This window comes from Pseudomonas sp. H11T01 (assembly GCF_048515765.1).
GTDB lineage: Bacteria > Pseudomonadota > Gammaproteobacteria > Pseudomonadales > Pseudomonadaceae > Aquipseudomonas.
This window is the reverse complement of sequence record NZ_JBLYED010000019.1, coordinates 118,410-132,779: the sequence shown is the minus strand read 5'-3', so window position 1 is coordinate 132,779 and position 14,370 is coordinate 118,410. Positions and strand designations below refer to the sequence as shown.

Genomic DNA, 14,370 nt, shown 5'->3' with positions numbered 1-14,370 from the left:
ACTGGAAACAGTGCCCCCTGGCAGCGATCTTCACCTTGGATATAGCGCATAAGAAAAATGCCCGCATCTTGCGATGCGGGCATTTTCTTGAACCGGAGAGCAGATTGCTAGGTTTTCACACAATCTGATGGAGCTCGCTTTTTTGTGCCCGGTTTATTGCCTGACCATTTTCCCGGCATGCCCTTTGCTTTGTCAGACAGGAGGTAAATGGACTTTATGAAACCTCAGCGAACGGCCTGCCGATGGTCCGGAAATACGAACTAATCCCGACCACGACCGGTCAATAACTGCACGATCCAATCAAGCGGTGACGCATTATGGACAATCCATTTCAGATCATTACCGATGCCTTTGCCCCGCAGTATCAGGTCAACCTGAGCATCCAAGGGCTCGACGGCAGCATCATGCTTACCCTTTCCAATGCCGGCCGTGCGGTGGCCAAACGCATGATCAGCGCCGAACAACGCAACGATCCTCAGCGGCTGAAACGGCTGGTGCAAAGTATTCAGTTCGGCATCGCCATCGAACAGGGCCACAGCGCCATGTCGATTCTCGAAGCCATGACCGACAGCGATAATCTCAAGCTGCTGGCGCCACCACGCAAGGGCCGGCCGGGCGGCCAGTCCCATCACGCGGCGAGAACTTAGCGCTCGCCCGCCTCCTCGACGTCCTGATGATCGCTTGCGCCCGCACCGACTTTACGTTGCGGGCTTGCGATCTTCACCGAAGGGAACTGCGATGAGGCGTAACGCACCACCAGAATCGCAAACGCCAGCAGCAAAATCCCACCGCACAAGTAAATAATCCCCACGTCTGGCGGATTATGGTGCGAGACGTTGGAAATCAGCAGACGGGTCAGTGCGGTGATCGCCACGTAGATCAGGAAACGCACTGGCATGTGATTGGTCTTGAAGTAAATCCCGACCATCGCCCCCAGTTCGAGGTAGATGAACAGCAGCAGAATGTCATCGATCTTGATATTACCTGCTTCGATCATCTGCAGAAATTCCATCACCGCCGCCCAGGCCGTCACCGCACCAATAGCGAACAGCGCCAGGTAATGGAACGTCTCGACGAACAAATTACCCAGCGACTCGGCCAGCTGATGGACGTTTTGGCGAAGGTTCTCGGCCCAATTGATTTTCACGATGGTATTTCCTTAAGTCGTTTCGACCGGATCATGCGGGTTTGACGTGACGGTTTATCTGCATGCAGAAAAAAGGCCAGAGATTGAGAAGTGAGATGGTGGCGGCTTGGCATGAGGCACGTTAGAACCTTAAAACGGACCCTACAAAAACCCCAAATCCCGGCTACATTAAAAAGCCACTACCCAAAGCCCAAGGATTCGCTTATCCTTTTAGCTGTATAAAAATACAGTAGTCGCAAAAGACAACTATCGTAAAGGCATGTGAGGTGGTGAATGGCCGTCGAAGTGGTATACCGCAGCAGCCGAGATCTGGAGCGTTTGTTCATGGATAAAGCCGAAGCTGACCGTCATGACAAAATGCTCGAACTGGCTGAATTGCTGGCTGAAGTGTTGCAAAAAGCGGTTCCGTCGCTGACCGAGCAGCAAGTGGAAGAAGCCGGGATCTACATGGCGAAAAATCGCGATGTGTTCGCCAAGGCATTCAAGAGCCAACCGGATGCACTGTCCGAGTTGCTCAACGCGCCAGCTGAAGTAGCGCAAGTAGCTGAACCGGTTGAAGCGACTGAACCGACTGAACCGACTGAAACAGCTGAGCCCGTTAAGCCAGCGAAAGCCGCCAAGTCCGCCAAGTAAGCAACGCCCGAATTGAATAGGCCCTGAGTCAAATCGCTCAGGGCCTTTTTCATGCCTGCCGGAAAGCTCTAGCCCTCAGGTTGCTCCAGCGCCTCGACCAACGCCTTGAAGAATCGCGCCGCCTCGCCGCCGGTCACCGCACGGTGATCGAAGGTCAGGGACAGCGGCAGGATGGAATGCACCACCACTGTGCCGTTCATGGCGACGGGTTCCTCGCGAATTGCGCCGGCGGCAAGGATCGCCACTTGCGGCGGCACCACCACCGGGTTGGCGTAACGCCCGAACAAGGTGCCGAAATTGGACAGTGTCAGGGTCGCGCCCATCATTTCCTTGGGGGGTATCGAGCGGGCCTGCACGTCGGCTCGCAAACGACCCATGCCCTCTTTCAGGTCTGCCGACTCACGATTACCCACATCGCGCAGCACCGGCACGAACAACCCGTCTGGCGTGTCCACGGCGATCCCAAGGTCGAGTGTCTGGTGCTGTTTGATCGACAGCGACTTGCCGTCGAACGCACTGTTCAGCACCGGCTCCACGGCGCAGGCGGCAGCCAAGGCCTTGGCCAGGCGAATCAATGGGTCGCGGGCCTGACCCCAGCGATGCAAATCGGCATCACCGAAGATCGTCACCGGCACCACTTCGGCATGGGACCTGGCCATGTTCAGTGCCATGCTGCGACGCACGCCGCGCAGCTTATCGCCGCCGAATTTGTCGCGTTCTGTCTGGGACGCGCTTTGCACATCGCTACGAGTGATCAGACCCTCAGCGCCGGAACCGCTCAGCGCACTCAAATCGACGCCCAGTTGCCGCGCCAATTGCCGCACCGCCGGGGTGGCGCGGGTCGTCATGTGTTCGCGGGTCGACGGTGCAGCGCCGACGAAAAATTGATCGTCCTGGCTGTTGCCGCCTCCTTCAAGACGCCCAACCACGGTGCCTGCATCCGCTTCGCCTTCATAGCCAAGCAGCGGCTCGCCAACATGCAGGATGTCGCCTTCGCTGCCGAAGGTTTTGGCCACCACGCCGTCATAGGGTGCGGGAATATCCACCAGCGCTTTGGCGGTTTCCACTGAGACCAGCAGTTGATCGGCCTTCACCGTATCGCCAGCCTTGACGTGCCACTCGACGATCTCCGCTTCCTGCAAACCTTCGCCCAGATCGGGCAGTTTGAAATATTTCATCGCAGCCTCCTCAGGCGAAATTCAGTGCGGTATCGCAGGCGTGAAGAATGTCTTCGACGCTGGGGATATACAGGTATTCAAGCCGATACAGCGGTGGCGGAATATCCGGCGCGGTGACGCGCTGGATCGGTGCCTGCAATTCCAGCAAGGCACGTTCGTAGAGGCTGGCAGCGATTTCCGCACCGACACCACAGGAGCGCGGCGCTTCATGGACGATCACGCAACGACCGGTTTTGCGCACTGAAGCCTCCAGAGTGTCGAGGTCCAACGGTTTAACGCAGGCCACATCGATCACCTCTGCCGAAATGCCCTGCTGCGCCAATACCGTCGCGGCCTGCAGGGTTTCCATGACGCTGGCGCCCCAGCTGATCAAGGTGATGTCGCTGCCTTCGCGCAGGGTGAAGCAGGTGTCGAGCGGCAGGCGTTTGCCGTCATCGACCAGCGGTTGCGGGTTCATTCGGTAGAGCCGGGTCGGTTCGAGAAACACCACGGGATCGGGATCGTCGATGGCCGCCAGCAGCAGCCCATAGGCTCTGGCCGGCGACGATGGAATCACCACCCGCAGCCCCGGAATATGCGCGAACAGCGCTTCGGTACTTTCGCTGTGATGCTCCGGCGCACGAATCCCGGCGCCCATCGGTGAGCGCAGCACCATGGGGCAGGTGATCCGCCCCCGCGTGCGGTTGCGCATGCGGCTGGCGTGGGACACCAAATGCTCCATGGTGGCGTAGATGAAACCCAAAAACTGAATTTCCACTATCGGTTTCAAGCCTTGGGCAGCCATGCCCACCACCAGCCCGCCGAGCATGGTTTCGGCCAGCGGCGAGTCAATCACCCGCTTGAAGCCGAAGCTGTCCCGCAATCCTTGAGTGGCGCGAAACACCCCGCCGTTCACGCCGACGTCTTCGCCGAGGACAATGACATTTTCGTCTTCGCTCATGGCCCGATGCATCGCCAGATTTACCGCCTCCAGGAGGCTGACTTTGCCGTTACTCATGAGCCGAACCTCCCGCGCGACGTGCAACCCGTTCGAGCAGCCATTCGCGTTGTTCGGCCAAGGCCGCCGGCCACTGTGCATAGACGTAGTCCATTATCGCTTCGGGCGGCTGATTGCCAGCCGCGTCGAAGTTATCCACAGCGCGTTGCACCAGCCCCTGGCATTCGGCGATCAGCGCCTGCTCGCGACCTTCATCCCAGACGCCCTGCCCGGCCATGAAGGTTTGCAGGCGTTTGATCGGCTCTTCCAGCCAGGCATGCTTGACCTCTTCGGCAGGACGGTAACGCGTGGCGTCGTCCGCGGTGGTGTGGTCGCCGAGACGATAGCTCAAGCACTCCAGCAGCACCGGGCCTTTGCCGTGGCGCGCCCGTTCGAGGGCGATTTGCACACGGTCATACACCGCGAGCATGTCATTGCCGTCGACCTGCTCGCCGCGGAACCCGGCGCCAATCGCCTTCTGCGCGAGGGTCGGCGCACCGCATTGAATCCGCCGAGGTACCGAGATCGCCCATTGGTTGTTGTTGATCACAAACACCACCGGCAACTGCCAGGCTCCGGCCACGTTGAGGGCTTCGAGGAAATCGCCTTTGCTGGTGGCACCATCGCCGCACGTGGTCACTACCACCCGGTGTTCGCCACGAATCTTGAACGCACTGGCGACGCCGCAGGCATGCAACGCCTGAGTCGCAATCGGCACGCAGATCGGAAAGTCCTGAGCCACCGCCGGTTCGGCAAAGTCGCTGCCGCGCTCGTCGCCGCCCCAGTACAGGAGGATTTCCTCCATGCGTACCCCGCGCATCAATTGCACGGCAGTGTCGCGGTAATACGGCACCAGCACATCTTCGGGTTGCATCAGGCTGCCGATGGCCACGCCAATCGCCTCTTGGCCGAGGGTCGGCGCGTAGGTGCCAATGCGTCCGGTACGTTGCAGGGCGACGGCTTTTTGATCGAACAAACGGGTCAGGACCATCTGCCGGTAGAGGCGCGTCAGCAGATTGAAATCATCCGCCCAGGCGGGAAGTTTTCCGAGCAGTTGACCATCAGGGGAAACAAAGCGGGTATAGGGAAGGTTGACCTTTTGGGGCATGGCACGGCTCCTTGCACGCCGGATAAGCGTGATGCTGTTGAGCCCGGCGCTTGTGACGCGGGCTTTTCGAGCAAATCGGCCGGGATGGGGCCTTTGCTCCTATCGGTACAGCAAACGTTCCGCCAAATCGTCCGCCACCCTCGCCGGGGAGCGTTTTTCGGCTTGGGCATGAGCAAACACTTCGGTCAGCCGCATACCGATTTTCGACAGATGGGCGGTAATGGTCGTCAGCTCTTCGCCGTGATGTTTCAGCGCGACATAAATCAGCCCGCCAGAATTGATCACATAGTCCGGCGCATACAGAATTCCGCGATTCTCCAGTTGATCGGCGACTTGCAGAGTGGTCAGTTGGCTGGCCGCTGAACCCGCCACTGCCGCGCAGCGCAATTGGGCGACGCTGTGGCTGTTGAGCACACCGCCCAGGCCACAAGGTGCGAGGATGTCGCATGGGGTGCTGAGCAACGCGTCATTGGCAATCGGGTGAGCACCGAGTTGCTCCATGGCCAACTGCACCTTGCCATGATCGATGTCGCTGACCAGCAATTCAGCGCCCGCCGCGTGCAACTGTTCGGCGAGGGCGAAGCCGACATTGCCCAGGCCTTGAATGGCAATCCGCAAACCTTCGAGGTTGTCGCTGCCCAAACGGGCCATGGCGGTGGCGCGGATCCCGGCGAACACGCCCATGGCGGTATGCGGCGAAGGATCGCCCGCAGCGGTGGTGCTGGTGACATGCTGGGTTTGTTGGGCGATGCAATCCATATCGGCGACCGAAGTACCGCTGTCGATGGCGGTGATGTAGCGACCGTCGAGCTGTTCGATGCAGCGTCCGAAGGATTCGAACAATGCGGCGCGGCTTTCGACATGGGCCGGGCGAATGATCACAGCTACACCGCCGCCTTGGGGCAGACCGGCCAATGCGGCCTTGTAACTCATCCCTTGGGCCAGGCGCACGGCATCTTCCACGGCACTTTGGTCGTCAGGGTAGGCAAGGTAACGGCAACCGCCAAGGGCTGGCCCCAGACGACTGCAATGGATGGCAATCACCGCCTTCAACCCGGTTACGGAGTCGACGCTGAGGTGCAGCGATTCAAGACGAGTGCTTTGCATCAGAGCAAACATCATCGGGCTCCCGAATCAAGCTTATAGCGCCAGTATAGTCTTGCGACGAAAGATTGCTGAAGCGCACGGGAATAAGCCGAGGCTGTTTGCAGGCTTTAAGACATAACCTTCAACACCCTGTGTACAGCACTGGACGAAAGCCTGCGACGGGGCTAAAACGAGGCATTCACCGGAGATTTTGATGACCCCCCGCCAAGCTTTTTTCGCCTGCCTGCAACGCTCTCCACCGGCGCTCTTTGAAGCGGCGATGTGGATCGCTGTCGAGCACGATCCGGCGGTAGAACCAGAGGTACTTTTACATAACTTCAAAGAGCTGCAACAACGGGTCAGCACAGGCTTGCCGATGTTGCCGGTGAGTGAGCTCGGGCAACCGTTATTGCGCCGTATGAATGACCTGCACTTTGCGCAGGATGACTCCACCCCGCTACGCCCTCAGGCGGCGCTGCTCAATAAAGTACTGGAGCGCAGACGCGGACAACCACTGGCGCTGGGGTTGATCGCTCTGGAACTGGCCAGGGGCCTGGAGATCCCCATGGTCGGCGTCAACTTTCCGGGGCATTTCCTGCTGCGTGTACCGGGCGCCGACCATCTGCTCGATCCGAGCGGTGGGCGGCGGCTTTACCCCAATGACTGTCGAGAACTGCTGCAACGCCAATACGGCCCGAACATGAAGCTGAGCGCAGAACACCTGGTCACCGCCGAACCGATTCACATGCTGCAGCGCCTGTCGCGCAACCTGCGCCAGCTGCACCTGGCCAACGACGACAACCTCGGCGCGCTGATCGACGCCGAGCGCGTGCTGGAAATCGGCAACGCCACCGCTGCCGATTACCTGGCCCGCGCCAGCCTCTATCAACGCCTGGACTGCCCGAATGCCGAACGCTTCGATCTGGAGCATGCGTTGTTGCTCAGTGACGATCCGATTCAGCGGTTACGGCTGACCGAGCGGCTGGGGCATTTGCCGCCGAATTCGGTTGTGCATTGAGTCTATGTGGGGCTGCGCCCCATTGACCGCTTCGCGATCATTCGACTTGCCCGCGAAGCATTCAAGGGGTATCGGGTTGCTGTGCCGGATGGGCCTTGAGAAATGCCGGATGCTGGGCAGCCAATGCGGCCACCCGGCGAATCCGCGGGTAGGTCTCAAGGGATATGTTGAACCGCTCGGCCGCATACAGCTGCGGGATCAGGTAGACATCTGCCAACCCTGGCTCGCTGCCGAAACAGTAACCCTCGTTGCCGATCAAGTGCTCGACCGCCGCCAGTCCTTGGGTGATCCAGTGGCTGATCCACTGCACCACTTGAACCTCGTCATGACCCCATTCGCGCAGCAGGTTCAGCACGCTGACGTTGTGCAGCGGATGGATGTCGCAACCGATCAACGCCGCGACCCCACGCTCATGAGCGCGGGCGGCCAGATCTTTGGACAACAGCGGCACCTGTGGATAACGTTCCTCGAGGTACTCGATGATCGCCGGTGACTGAATCAGCAAGTTGCCTTCATCGGTGCGCAACGCCGGTACACGGCCCTGCGGGTTGACGCTCAGGTACGCCGGCTGCCGATGCTCGCCCCCTTGGGCGGCGATCAGGTTGATCGGCAGCGCCTGGCAATCCAGACCCTTGAGCGCCAGCGCGATGCGCACCCGATAGGACGAGGTCGAACGATAGTAGGTATAGAGTTCCATGACCCGATCCTCTTAACGTGCCGGCAGGATTTTGCCACGGCATTCGCCGAAGCCGATGGAGGCGACACCGTCAGCGCTGCAGCGAGCACGCAGGATGATTTCGTCGCCGTCTTCGAGAAATTTACGCACCTCGCCCGACGCCAGTTCGATCGGCTTTTTGCCGCCCTCGGTGATTTCCAGCAGGCTGCCGAATTGACCATTTTCAGGCCCCGACAGGGTGCCCGAACCGAACAGATCGCCGGCCTGCAACTGGCAGCCGTTGACGCTGTGGTGCGCAACCATCTGCGCCACGGTCCAGTACATGTGTTTAGTGTTGCTCAAGGTCAAGCGGTGTGCGGGCAAGTTTTGCTCGCGCATCGACTCGGTCAACAACAGCACTTCCAGCTCGATATCGAAGGCTCCGGCGGCCTGATCGCGTTTGTCGAACAGGTACGGCAGCGGCTGCGGATCACCTTCCGGGCGAGCCGGTTGGGCGCGGCGGAATGGCTCCAGCGCTTCGGCCGTCACCACCCACGGCGAGATGCTGGTGATGAAGCTTTTCGACAGGAACGGACCCAGCGGTTGGTATTCCCAGGCCTGGATATCCCGTGCCGACCAGTCATTGAGCAGGCAGAAACCGGCGATGTGTTCGGCCGCGTCGCCAATGGCAATCGAGTCGCCCATGGCGTTGCCCTGACCGATCCAGATGCCCAGCTCCAGCTCATAGTCCAGGCGCGCGCATGGGCCGAAAGTCGGCTCGGTCTGGCCGGCCGGCAGGGTCTGGCCTTTTGGCCGACGCACGTCGGTGCCGGACGGGCGAATGGTCGAAGCGCGGCCGTGGTACCCAATCGGCACGTATTTGTAGTTCGGCAGCAACGGATTGTCGGGACGGAACAGCTTGCCGACGTTTTGTGCGTGCTCGATGCCGACATAGAAGTCGGTGTAATCGTTGATCTTCGCTGGCAGGTGCATGTGACAGTTCGCAGCCAGTGGCAGCAATTTCGCCCCTTGGGCTTCGATCTTGCCGTGCAGGGTGCTGCCTTCGGCGAACAGTTCCAGCAGACGTTCGCGCAACGCGACCCGAGCACTGCGGCCCAGATCGAAGAAGGCATTTAGCTGACCGCCACGGGTGGCTTCGACCGCCGTGCGTGCGGCGCCGTCAAACAGACCGGCATCCAGTGCCGCTTCCAGATCGAAGACGTGCTCACCGATGGCGACGCCGCTGCGTGGCGCTGAACCGTTGACGCTGAAGATGCCCAGCGGCAGGTTTTGCAGCGGGAAATCGGCGTGGTCGTTGGCGGAGGCAACCCAGCTACGAGTGATGGTTGGCTGATTCATGGGTTATCTCCGGTTCGGATTGAAAGTAGCGGGCAACGAAGCCCAACAAGCATCGTAGTCGTTCTGCAACTGCGGGCAGTCGAGGGCGAAGCGGCTCGGACGCAGCACTTGGCTGGTCTCAAACATGAAGGCCATGGTGTTGTCGATCTTGCTCGGTGCAAGCTCGGCGGCAATCGCTTTGGTGCAGGTTTCGCCGTCCGGCCCGTGGGCGCTCATGCAACTGTGCAAAGACGCACCACCTGGCAGGAAGCCTTCGGCCTTGGCGTCGTAGCTGCCCTGGATCAGGCCCATGAACTCGTTCATCAAGTTGCGGTGGAACCAGGGTGGACGGAAGGTGTTCTCGGCCACCATCCAGCGTGGCGGAAAGATCACGAAATCGAGGTTGGCCAGACCATGGACACTGGTCGGCGAAGTCAGGACGGTGAAGATCGACGGATCGGGATGGTCGAAGCTGACCGTGCCGATGGTGTTGAAACGCCGCAGGTCATATTTGTACGGCACGTTGTTACCGTGCCAGGCGACCACGTTCAGCGGCGAATGATCAAGCTCGCAACCCCAGAGCTCACCGAGGAACTTCTGCACCAGCGTCGTTGGCTGCTTGAGGTCTTCGTAATGGGCGACCGGGGTCAGAAAATCCCGTGGGTTGGCCAAGCCATTGCTGCCGATCGGCCCCAGATCCGGCAGGCGCAACGGCGCGCCATGGTTCTCGGCGATGTAACCGCGCGCTTGGGCATCGAGCAGCTCAACGCGGAATTTCAGCCCGCGAGGTAGCACGGCGATTTCCAGTGGTTCCAGCTCAAGCACGCCCAGTTCGGTGGCAATGCGCAGACGCCCCTGCTCCGGCACCACCAGCAACTCGCCGTCGGCATTGAAGAACACCCGCTCCATCGAGCGGTTAGCACGGTAGTTATAAATGCTGATCCCGGCCGGTTTTTGCGCTGCCGAATTGGCCGCCATGCTCACCAGACCGTCGATGAAGTCAGTCGGTTCGGCGGGAATATCCAACGGGTTCCAACGCAGTCGATTGGGTGTGACGTCACCCAGCGGGCCGCCAGCCAGTTGCCGATCCAGTTTGACGAACGCCGGGTGGTTGGCCGACGGCTGAATGCGGTACATCCAGGTACGCCGCGCTTCGCTGCGGACCATGGTGAACGCAGTGCCGGAGAACAATTCGGTGTAGAGACCGTAAGGTGCTTTTTGCGGGGAATTCTGGCCAACGGGCAATGCGCCGGGCAGCGCTTCACTGCTGAATTCGTTGCCGAAGCCAGACTGGTAAACCCGCGCTGGCGTCGAGGAATCGAGGGTCATGGAGCCTCCTTGAGTGGAGTGGACAGAGGGCTGCACCTTCCGATCAAGAAGTCTCAGCGCACTGCGTTATTTTTATCGTAATCCAATTACGCATAACGTAATTTGATTGGTATTGACCGTCAAGCTATAAAGACGCCCATTCGTCTCGGGATCACATCGCCTCCATGGAAAAGCCGCGCAGCAAGGGCCTGCCATCAGTTATTTCCTATGCCGCGCCGGGTCTGCTGTGGTGCAGGGCAAGGCGCGAGGAGCGTGGTTTGGTCATTCCAAACAAGCTCCGAGTAACGCAGCCCTGCGCCACAGCAGGCCCGGCCCTTCGGGTTGTGTCTGAAAGCGGGCCAGACTGCGTTGCAGTCCTTGGCAAGGGAACAACCATTACCAGCGGACTGCGCCTTGCCTGGCCCGCTTTCAGACCACAACGCGGCATAGGAAATAACTGATGGCAGGCCCTAACGACAGCACCGGTAAACAGAAAGTCCGCTCGGCCGAGGTCGGTACCGACATCCTCAAGGCCTTGGCGGAACTGTCGCCGGCCACTTCTTTGTCGCGCCTGGCCGAACACGTGCAGATGCCCGCGAGCAAGGTTCATCGCTATTTGCAGGCACTGATTGCCAGCGGCTTTGCCGAGCAGAACACCGCAACCAACCATTACGGCCTGGGTCGTGAAGCGTTGCGCGTGGGTTTGGCCGCTTTAAATAGTATGGACGTGCTGAAAGTCGCCGCCCTGCCGCTGGCCGAGTTGCGCGACGAGTTGAACGAAACCTGCTTCCTCGCGGTATGGGGTAATCAGGGCGCGACCGTGGTGCATATCGAACCGGCAATACGCGCGGTGACCGTAGTCACACAATTGGGTTCGGTGTTGCCGTTGCTCAGTTCATCGACCGGGTTGGTGTTCAGCGCTTTCCTGCCGAACCGCGAAACCGTCGAGTTGCGCGAGCAAGAACTGAAGGCGAGCGATAACCACCTGCTGGCTGATGAGAAAATTTACGCAGCAGTGTGCGAGCAGATTCGCGAACGCGGTCTGCACCATGTGCACGGCTTGCTGCTGCCGGGGGTGGATGCATTGTCCGCACCGGTGTTCAACGCGATCGGGAACGTGGCGGCGGTGCTGACAGTGGTTGGCCCAACGTCGTTGTTTCATGCCGATGAAAACGGCCCGGCCGCGCAACGGTTGTTGGCGGCGACACAGGCGGTGAGTTGGCGGATGGGCTACCAGCCGTAAAACGAAGGGTTAGTGAGCTCTTACGGAATGGGGACGCATCGGGTCAGTTCATCAACCCCAATGCCTTGGCTTTCGCCACCGCCTGAGTCCGGCGCTCTACCCCAAGTTTGCTGTGAATCCGCCGGGCATGGGTTTTCACTGTGTGCAGTGAGATAAACAGCTGCTCGGCAATTTGCTGATTGGAACTTCCTAGAGCAATCAGCTCGAGAACCTCCAGTTCACGCTGGCTCAGAGGATTCTCGCCGCTGGCCGACACCCTTTCCTCGACGTCCTGCGCATCCAGCCCCAGCTCTCGCAGCAGGTTCGGCTGACGCAGGCGCAGTTCGCACAAGGCTTGTTGCAGATTGCAGCGACGGATCAGACTCAGCCCCTCTTCCAGGAACTGCCTGGCCAATCGCGGATCACCGCACAGATGAGCCACTTCGCCTCGCGCCAGTTGCAATTCAGCCTCAAGGCCGAGCATGCCTTGGCGTTGAGCGGTTTCAAGCAGGGTCGTGAGCTGCTGTAGCGGTTGCTCCGCCTGATGCAGATAGACGTTGGCCAGTATCAGCAGATATTCGACGCGTGGAATCAGCTCCAGGGTCGCGGGGGGTGCCTGCCGTGCATGCGGCCCGCGGTAATGACGCAGCACCCGACTCAGGGCTGCAAAGGCCAGTTCCGGGCGCCCCTGTTGCAACCAGAAATGACTGCTGATTTGCAGCAGGACGCCCCGGTAGACGGTATCCGGGATATGCCGCTGCTGCATCAACCGCTCGGCATCGCGCAAACGGACAAAGGCCTGGGCGTAGTCACCTTGATTGGCCGCCAACAGCGCCTGCCCGAGAAAGCCATACAAGGCGAGCTTGTCCTGACTGCGCAAACACGCCTCAAGCCCCGACTGAAAATACTCTCCGGCTTGCAGCTCATGTCCCTGGCGCAACGCCAAGCGTCCACGGCGCAAGGCAATCCGCCCCAGCAAGGGTGTAGCGCGGTTGCATTGCTTGCAGAGCAGCGCATAGATGTTGCCCAGCAGGCTTTCAGCCCGGTGCAGGGCTCCGCGCTGCTCCAGCAATTGCGCGTGATCCAGTTCCAGCAAGCCCTCGAACAACAACGAACCTTGTGCGCGCGCCAGACACAGCGCTTCGCGATTGGTCGTCTGAGCCACATCCAGTTCGCCCTTGAGCAGCGCTTGCTGCGTCAGTCCGGACAGGCACAGTAAACGCGCGGCCCAGGCCGCCGCCGGAAGCTCGGTCAGGGCGTCGAGAAAGTGCGCGCGCGCCGGTTCATGTCGGCCAAGCAGATGCAACAGCCATCCCTGCTGTGCTTGCCAGCGCGCCACCAAATGCCGCTGTAAAGTGGCAGAAGGCTGTGGCGCAAACCGCGTCAGTTGATTGATGCAAACGGCGGCCTGCTCGAAGCGGCCGGCAAACAGCAATGCCGAGGTGATCAGCCCAACCAGTTGCGGGGTGCCGAGCATCAGCTCTTCACCTTGCTGCTCATGCAGGCGCAACAGCAGAACCACGTTCTGCTGCTCAAACAGATGTTCAAAGCTGAAGTGTTGCAACAGGCTGATAGCGACTTCGTATTCCTGGGCCAACAAGGCTTGCTCGAAGGCTGCCTGCCAGTCCTCCTGAGCCGCAAACCACTGACACGCTCGACGATGCCAGGAGCGCCCCTCCGGCCACTCTTCATCACGTATCAATTGCGCCAGCGGCGCAAATACCTGTAGCCAGTCTGGCGAATCTTCCCAAGGCTCAATGAAACACCCTTGCTCCTGCAGCGAGCGCAACCACTGCGCCCCCTCACCCGCGCCAAACAAATGCTCACACAGCCGAGCATTGAATCGCGGCAAATGCGCCAGGACTCGCCAGGCTTCCGACAACTCCGGCGTCAAGGTGCCGAATAGCTCGTGTTCCAGATAATCGAGCAAGGTATCCGAACGCCCAGGCTTGCCTTCATTGGCCGCCCAATCACCACCTTCGAGCAGCGCAATGCGGACCCCTGCGCACCATCCACCGCTGCACAGGAAAATCCGCTCGGGTGTTTGCGCGCAAGGAGGTTGTGGCGAGCGCAGCATCAGTTGCTGAATCTCCTCTTGATTAAACAGTAACGGGTGGCCATCGCATTCGTACAACTCATCATCGAGCAGCAAGCGCGGCCAATTGCAATGCGGCCGCCGACGGCCGCTCAGCCACCAGGTCAGAGCCGGGCTGCTGACGGCCAGCAAGCGATCAAGCAGCATGTCCAGCTCAGGCGCAGGGACTCGACAATAGTCATCGAGGAACAACCAGGTGGGCGTTTGCAGGCGCGTCAGGTAAGCCAGCAGCGTCGGCTCGTCCATCGGCTCACGTCTCGACTCAAGGCCAAATGCCTGCGCCAGTGCCGCGCAAAAATCAGCAGGACTTTGCACCGCGCCGGCCAAGGGCAGCCAACACACCTGACTGTCAGGCGGCGCCTGTAACAGGCACTCGGCCAGCAGGGCGCTCTTGCCGCTACCGGCGGGGGCGCAAAGCAATTTCACCCGCGCTTGCGAGGCCAGTAAAGGCGCCGTCAGACGGTTGCGTGACAGGTGCTGGGACGACAGACGGGGCAGGAATCCAGGACGATCCAGGCACAGAGTCATGGCAGTCATTACGGCGTGCCTTTTTATGTTTATTTTTGTAGGCCAACCCTAGTCCTGTCGTGACAGCTTGTTGAAGAA

At 60.1% G+C, this 14,370-nt stretch carries 12 protein-coding genes and 1 pseudogene; 4 read left to right on the top strand and 9 right to left on the bottom strand.

The features are described 5' to 3' along the window. The first annotated feature begins 317 nt into the window (after positions 1-317). Positions 318-647, top strand: coding sequence for a DUF3509 domain-containing protein (locus ACN1C3_RS23640; protein WP_419118163.1), 330 nt, complete (start codon positions 318-320; stop codon positions 645-647). On the opposite strand, the gene ACN1C3_RS23635 is transcribed toward ACN1C3_RS23640, so the two are convergent. Further along, complete coding sequence (locus ACN1C3_RS23635; protein ID WP_419118162.1) at positions 644-1,147, bottom strand: phosphate-starvation-inducible protein PsiE; 504 nt, start codon at positions 1,145-1,147, stop codon at positions 644-646. The genes ACN1C3_RS23640 and ACN1C3_RS23635 overlap by 4 nt on opposite strands. A 273-nt stretch (positions 1,148-1,420) precedes the next feature. Between ACN1C3_RS23635 and ACN1C3_RS23630 the strand changes: the two are divergent. Further along, a pseudogene (locus tag ACN1C3_RS23630) lies at positions 1,421-1,675 on the top strand (YebG family protein); the annotation flags it as partial. A gap of 173 nt (positions 1,676-1,848) precedes the next feature. On the opposite strand, the gene ACN1C3_RS23625 reads toward ACN1C3_RS23630, so the two are convergent. The 4 genes from ACN1C3_RS23625 to ACN1C3_RS23610 all read right to left on the bottom strand — a co-directional run bounded on the left by ACN1C3_RS23625 (position 1,849) and on the right by ACN1C3_RS23610 (position 6,161). Continuing rightward, the gene (locus tag ACN1C3_RS23625) at positions 1,849-2,958 is read right to left on the bottom strand and encodes a dihydrolipoamide acetyltransferase family protein (protein WP_419118161.1); all 1,110 of its coding nucleotides are present in this window, start codon (positions 2,956-2,958) and stop codon (positions 1,849-1,851) included. A gap of 10 nt (positions 2,959-2,968) precedes the next feature. After that, positions 2,969-3,955, bottom strand: a complete 987-nt coding sequence (locus ACN1C3_RS23620; protein WP_419118160.1) for an alpha-ketoacid dehydrogenase subunit beta — start codon at positions 3,953-3,955, stop codon at positions 2,969-2,971. Next, positions 3,948-5,042, bottom strand: a complete 1,095-nt coding sequence (gene pdhA, locus ACN1C3_RS23615; protein ID WP_419118159.1) for a pyruvate dehydrogenase (acetyl-transferring) E1 component subunit alpha — start codon at positions 5,040-5,042, stop codon at positions 3,948-3,950. The genes ACN1C3_RS23620 and pdhA overlap by 8 nt, the downstream gene beginning before the upstream one ends. A gap of 99 nt (positions 5,043-5,141) precedes the next feature. Beyond that, positions 5,142-6,161: a Glu/Leu/Phe/Val dehydrogenase dimerization domain-containing protein gene (locus ACN1C3_RS23610; RefSeq protein WP_419118158.1), complete on the bottom strand. Its 1,020-nt coding sequence runs from the start codon at positions 6,159-6,161 to the stop codon at positions 5,142-5,144. Between the two features lie 181 nt (positions 6,162-6,342). Here ACN1C3_RS23610 and ACN1C3_RS23605 point away from each other — a divergent pair, with 181 nt between their 5' ends. Further along, positions 6,343-7,146 carry a SirB1 family protein gene (locus ACN1C3_RS23605; protein WP_419118157.1) on the top strand — a complete coding sequence of 268 codons (804 nt, stop codon included), beginning with the start codon at positions 6,343-6,345 and terminating at the stop codon, positions 7,144-7,146. Positions 7,147-7,207: 61 nt separating this feature from the next. Here ACN1C3_RS23605 and maiA read toward each other — a convergent pair whose 3' ends face one another. Genes maiA through hmgA form a run of 3 tightly spaced genes read right to left on the bottom strand, consistent with a single transcriptional unit; the run spans position 7,208 to position 10,468 of the window. Further along, positions 7,208-7,843: a maleylacetoacetate isomerase gene (gene maiA, locus ACN1C3_RS23600; protein WP_419118156.1), complete on the bottom strand. Its 636-nt coding sequence runs from the start codon at positions 7,841-7,843 to the stop codon at positions 7,208-7,210. Between the two features lie 12 nt (positions 7,844-7,855). Then, complete coding sequence (gene fahA, locus ACN1C3_RS23595) at positions 7,856-9,160, bottom strand: fumarylacetoacetase (protein WP_419118155.1); 1,305 nt, start codon at positions 9,158-9,160, stop codon at positions 7,856-7,858. A 3-nt stretch (positions 9,161-9,163) separates the two neighbouring features. Next, a complete protein-coding gene (gene hmgA, locus ACN1C3_RS23590; protein ID WP_419118154.1) occupies positions 9,164-10,468 on the bottom strand; it encodes a homogentisate 1,2-dioxygenase in 1,305 nt (434 codons plus the stop codon). 439 nt (positions 10,469-10,907) lie between these two features. Here hmgA and ACN1C3_RS23585 point away from each other — a divergent pair, with 439 nt between their 5' ends. Then, positions 10,908-11,690, top strand: a complete 783-nt coding sequence (locus ACN1C3_RS23585; RefSeq protein WP_419118153.1) for an IclR family transcriptional regulator — start codon at positions 10,908-10,910, stop codon at positions 11,688-11,690. Between the two features lie 43 nt (positions 11,691-11,733). Here the strand turns inward: ACN1C3_RS23585 and ACN1C3_RS23580 are convergent, their stop codons facing one another. Further along, positions 11,734-14,301, bottom strand: coding sequence for a LuxR C-terminal-related transcriptional regulator (locus tag ACN1C3_RS23580; RefSeq protein ID WP_419118152.1), 2,568 nt, complete (start codon positions 14,299-14,301; stop codon positions 11,734-11,736). Positions 14,302-14,370 lie beyond the last annotated feature (69 nt).

Coding starts and splice junctions, on each gene's coding strand:
- ACN1C3_RS23640 (WP_419118163.1), top strand. CDS start 318: ATGGACAATCCATTTCAGATCATTACCGATGCCTTTGCCCCGCAGTAT.
- ACN1C3_RS23625 (WP_419118161.1), bottom strand. CDS start 2,958: ATGAAATATTTCAAACTGCCCGATCTGGGCGAAGGTTTGCAGGAAGCG.
- ACN1C3_RS23620 (WP_419118160.1), bottom strand. CDS start 3,955: ATGAGTAACGGCAAAGTCAGCCTCCTGGAGGCGGTAAATCTGGCGATG.
- pdhA (WP_419118159.1), bottom strand. CDS start 5,042: ATGCCCCAAAAGGTCAACCTTCCCTATACCCGCTTTGTTTCCCCTGAT.
- ACN1C3_RS23610 (WP_419118158.1), bottom strand. CDS start 6,161: ATGTTTGCTCTGATGCAAAGCACTCGTCTTGAATCGCTGCACCTCAGC.
- ACN1C3_RS23605 (WP_419118157.1), top strand. CDS start 6,343: ATGACCCCCCGCCAAGCTTTTTTCGCCTGCCTGCAACGCTCTCCACCG.
- maiA (WP_419118156.1), bottom strand. CDS start 7,843: ATGGAACTCTATACCTACTATCGTTCGACCTCGTCCTATCGGGTGCGC.
- fahA (WP_419118155.1), bottom strand. CDS start 9,160: ATGAATCAGCCAACCATCACTCGTAGCTGGGTTGCCTCCGCCAACGAC.
- hmgA (WP_419118154.1), bottom strand. CDS start 10,468: ATGACCCTCGATTCCTCGACGCCAGCGCGGGTTTACCAGTCTGGCTTC.
- ACN1C3_RS23585 (WP_419118153.1), top strand. CDS start 10,908: ATGGCAGGCCCTAACGACAGCACCGGTAAACAGAAAGTCCGCTCGGCC.
- ACN1C3_RS23580 (WP_419118152.1), bottom strand. CDS start 14,301: ATGACTGCCATGACTCTGTGCCTGGATCGTCCTGGATTCCTGCCCCGT.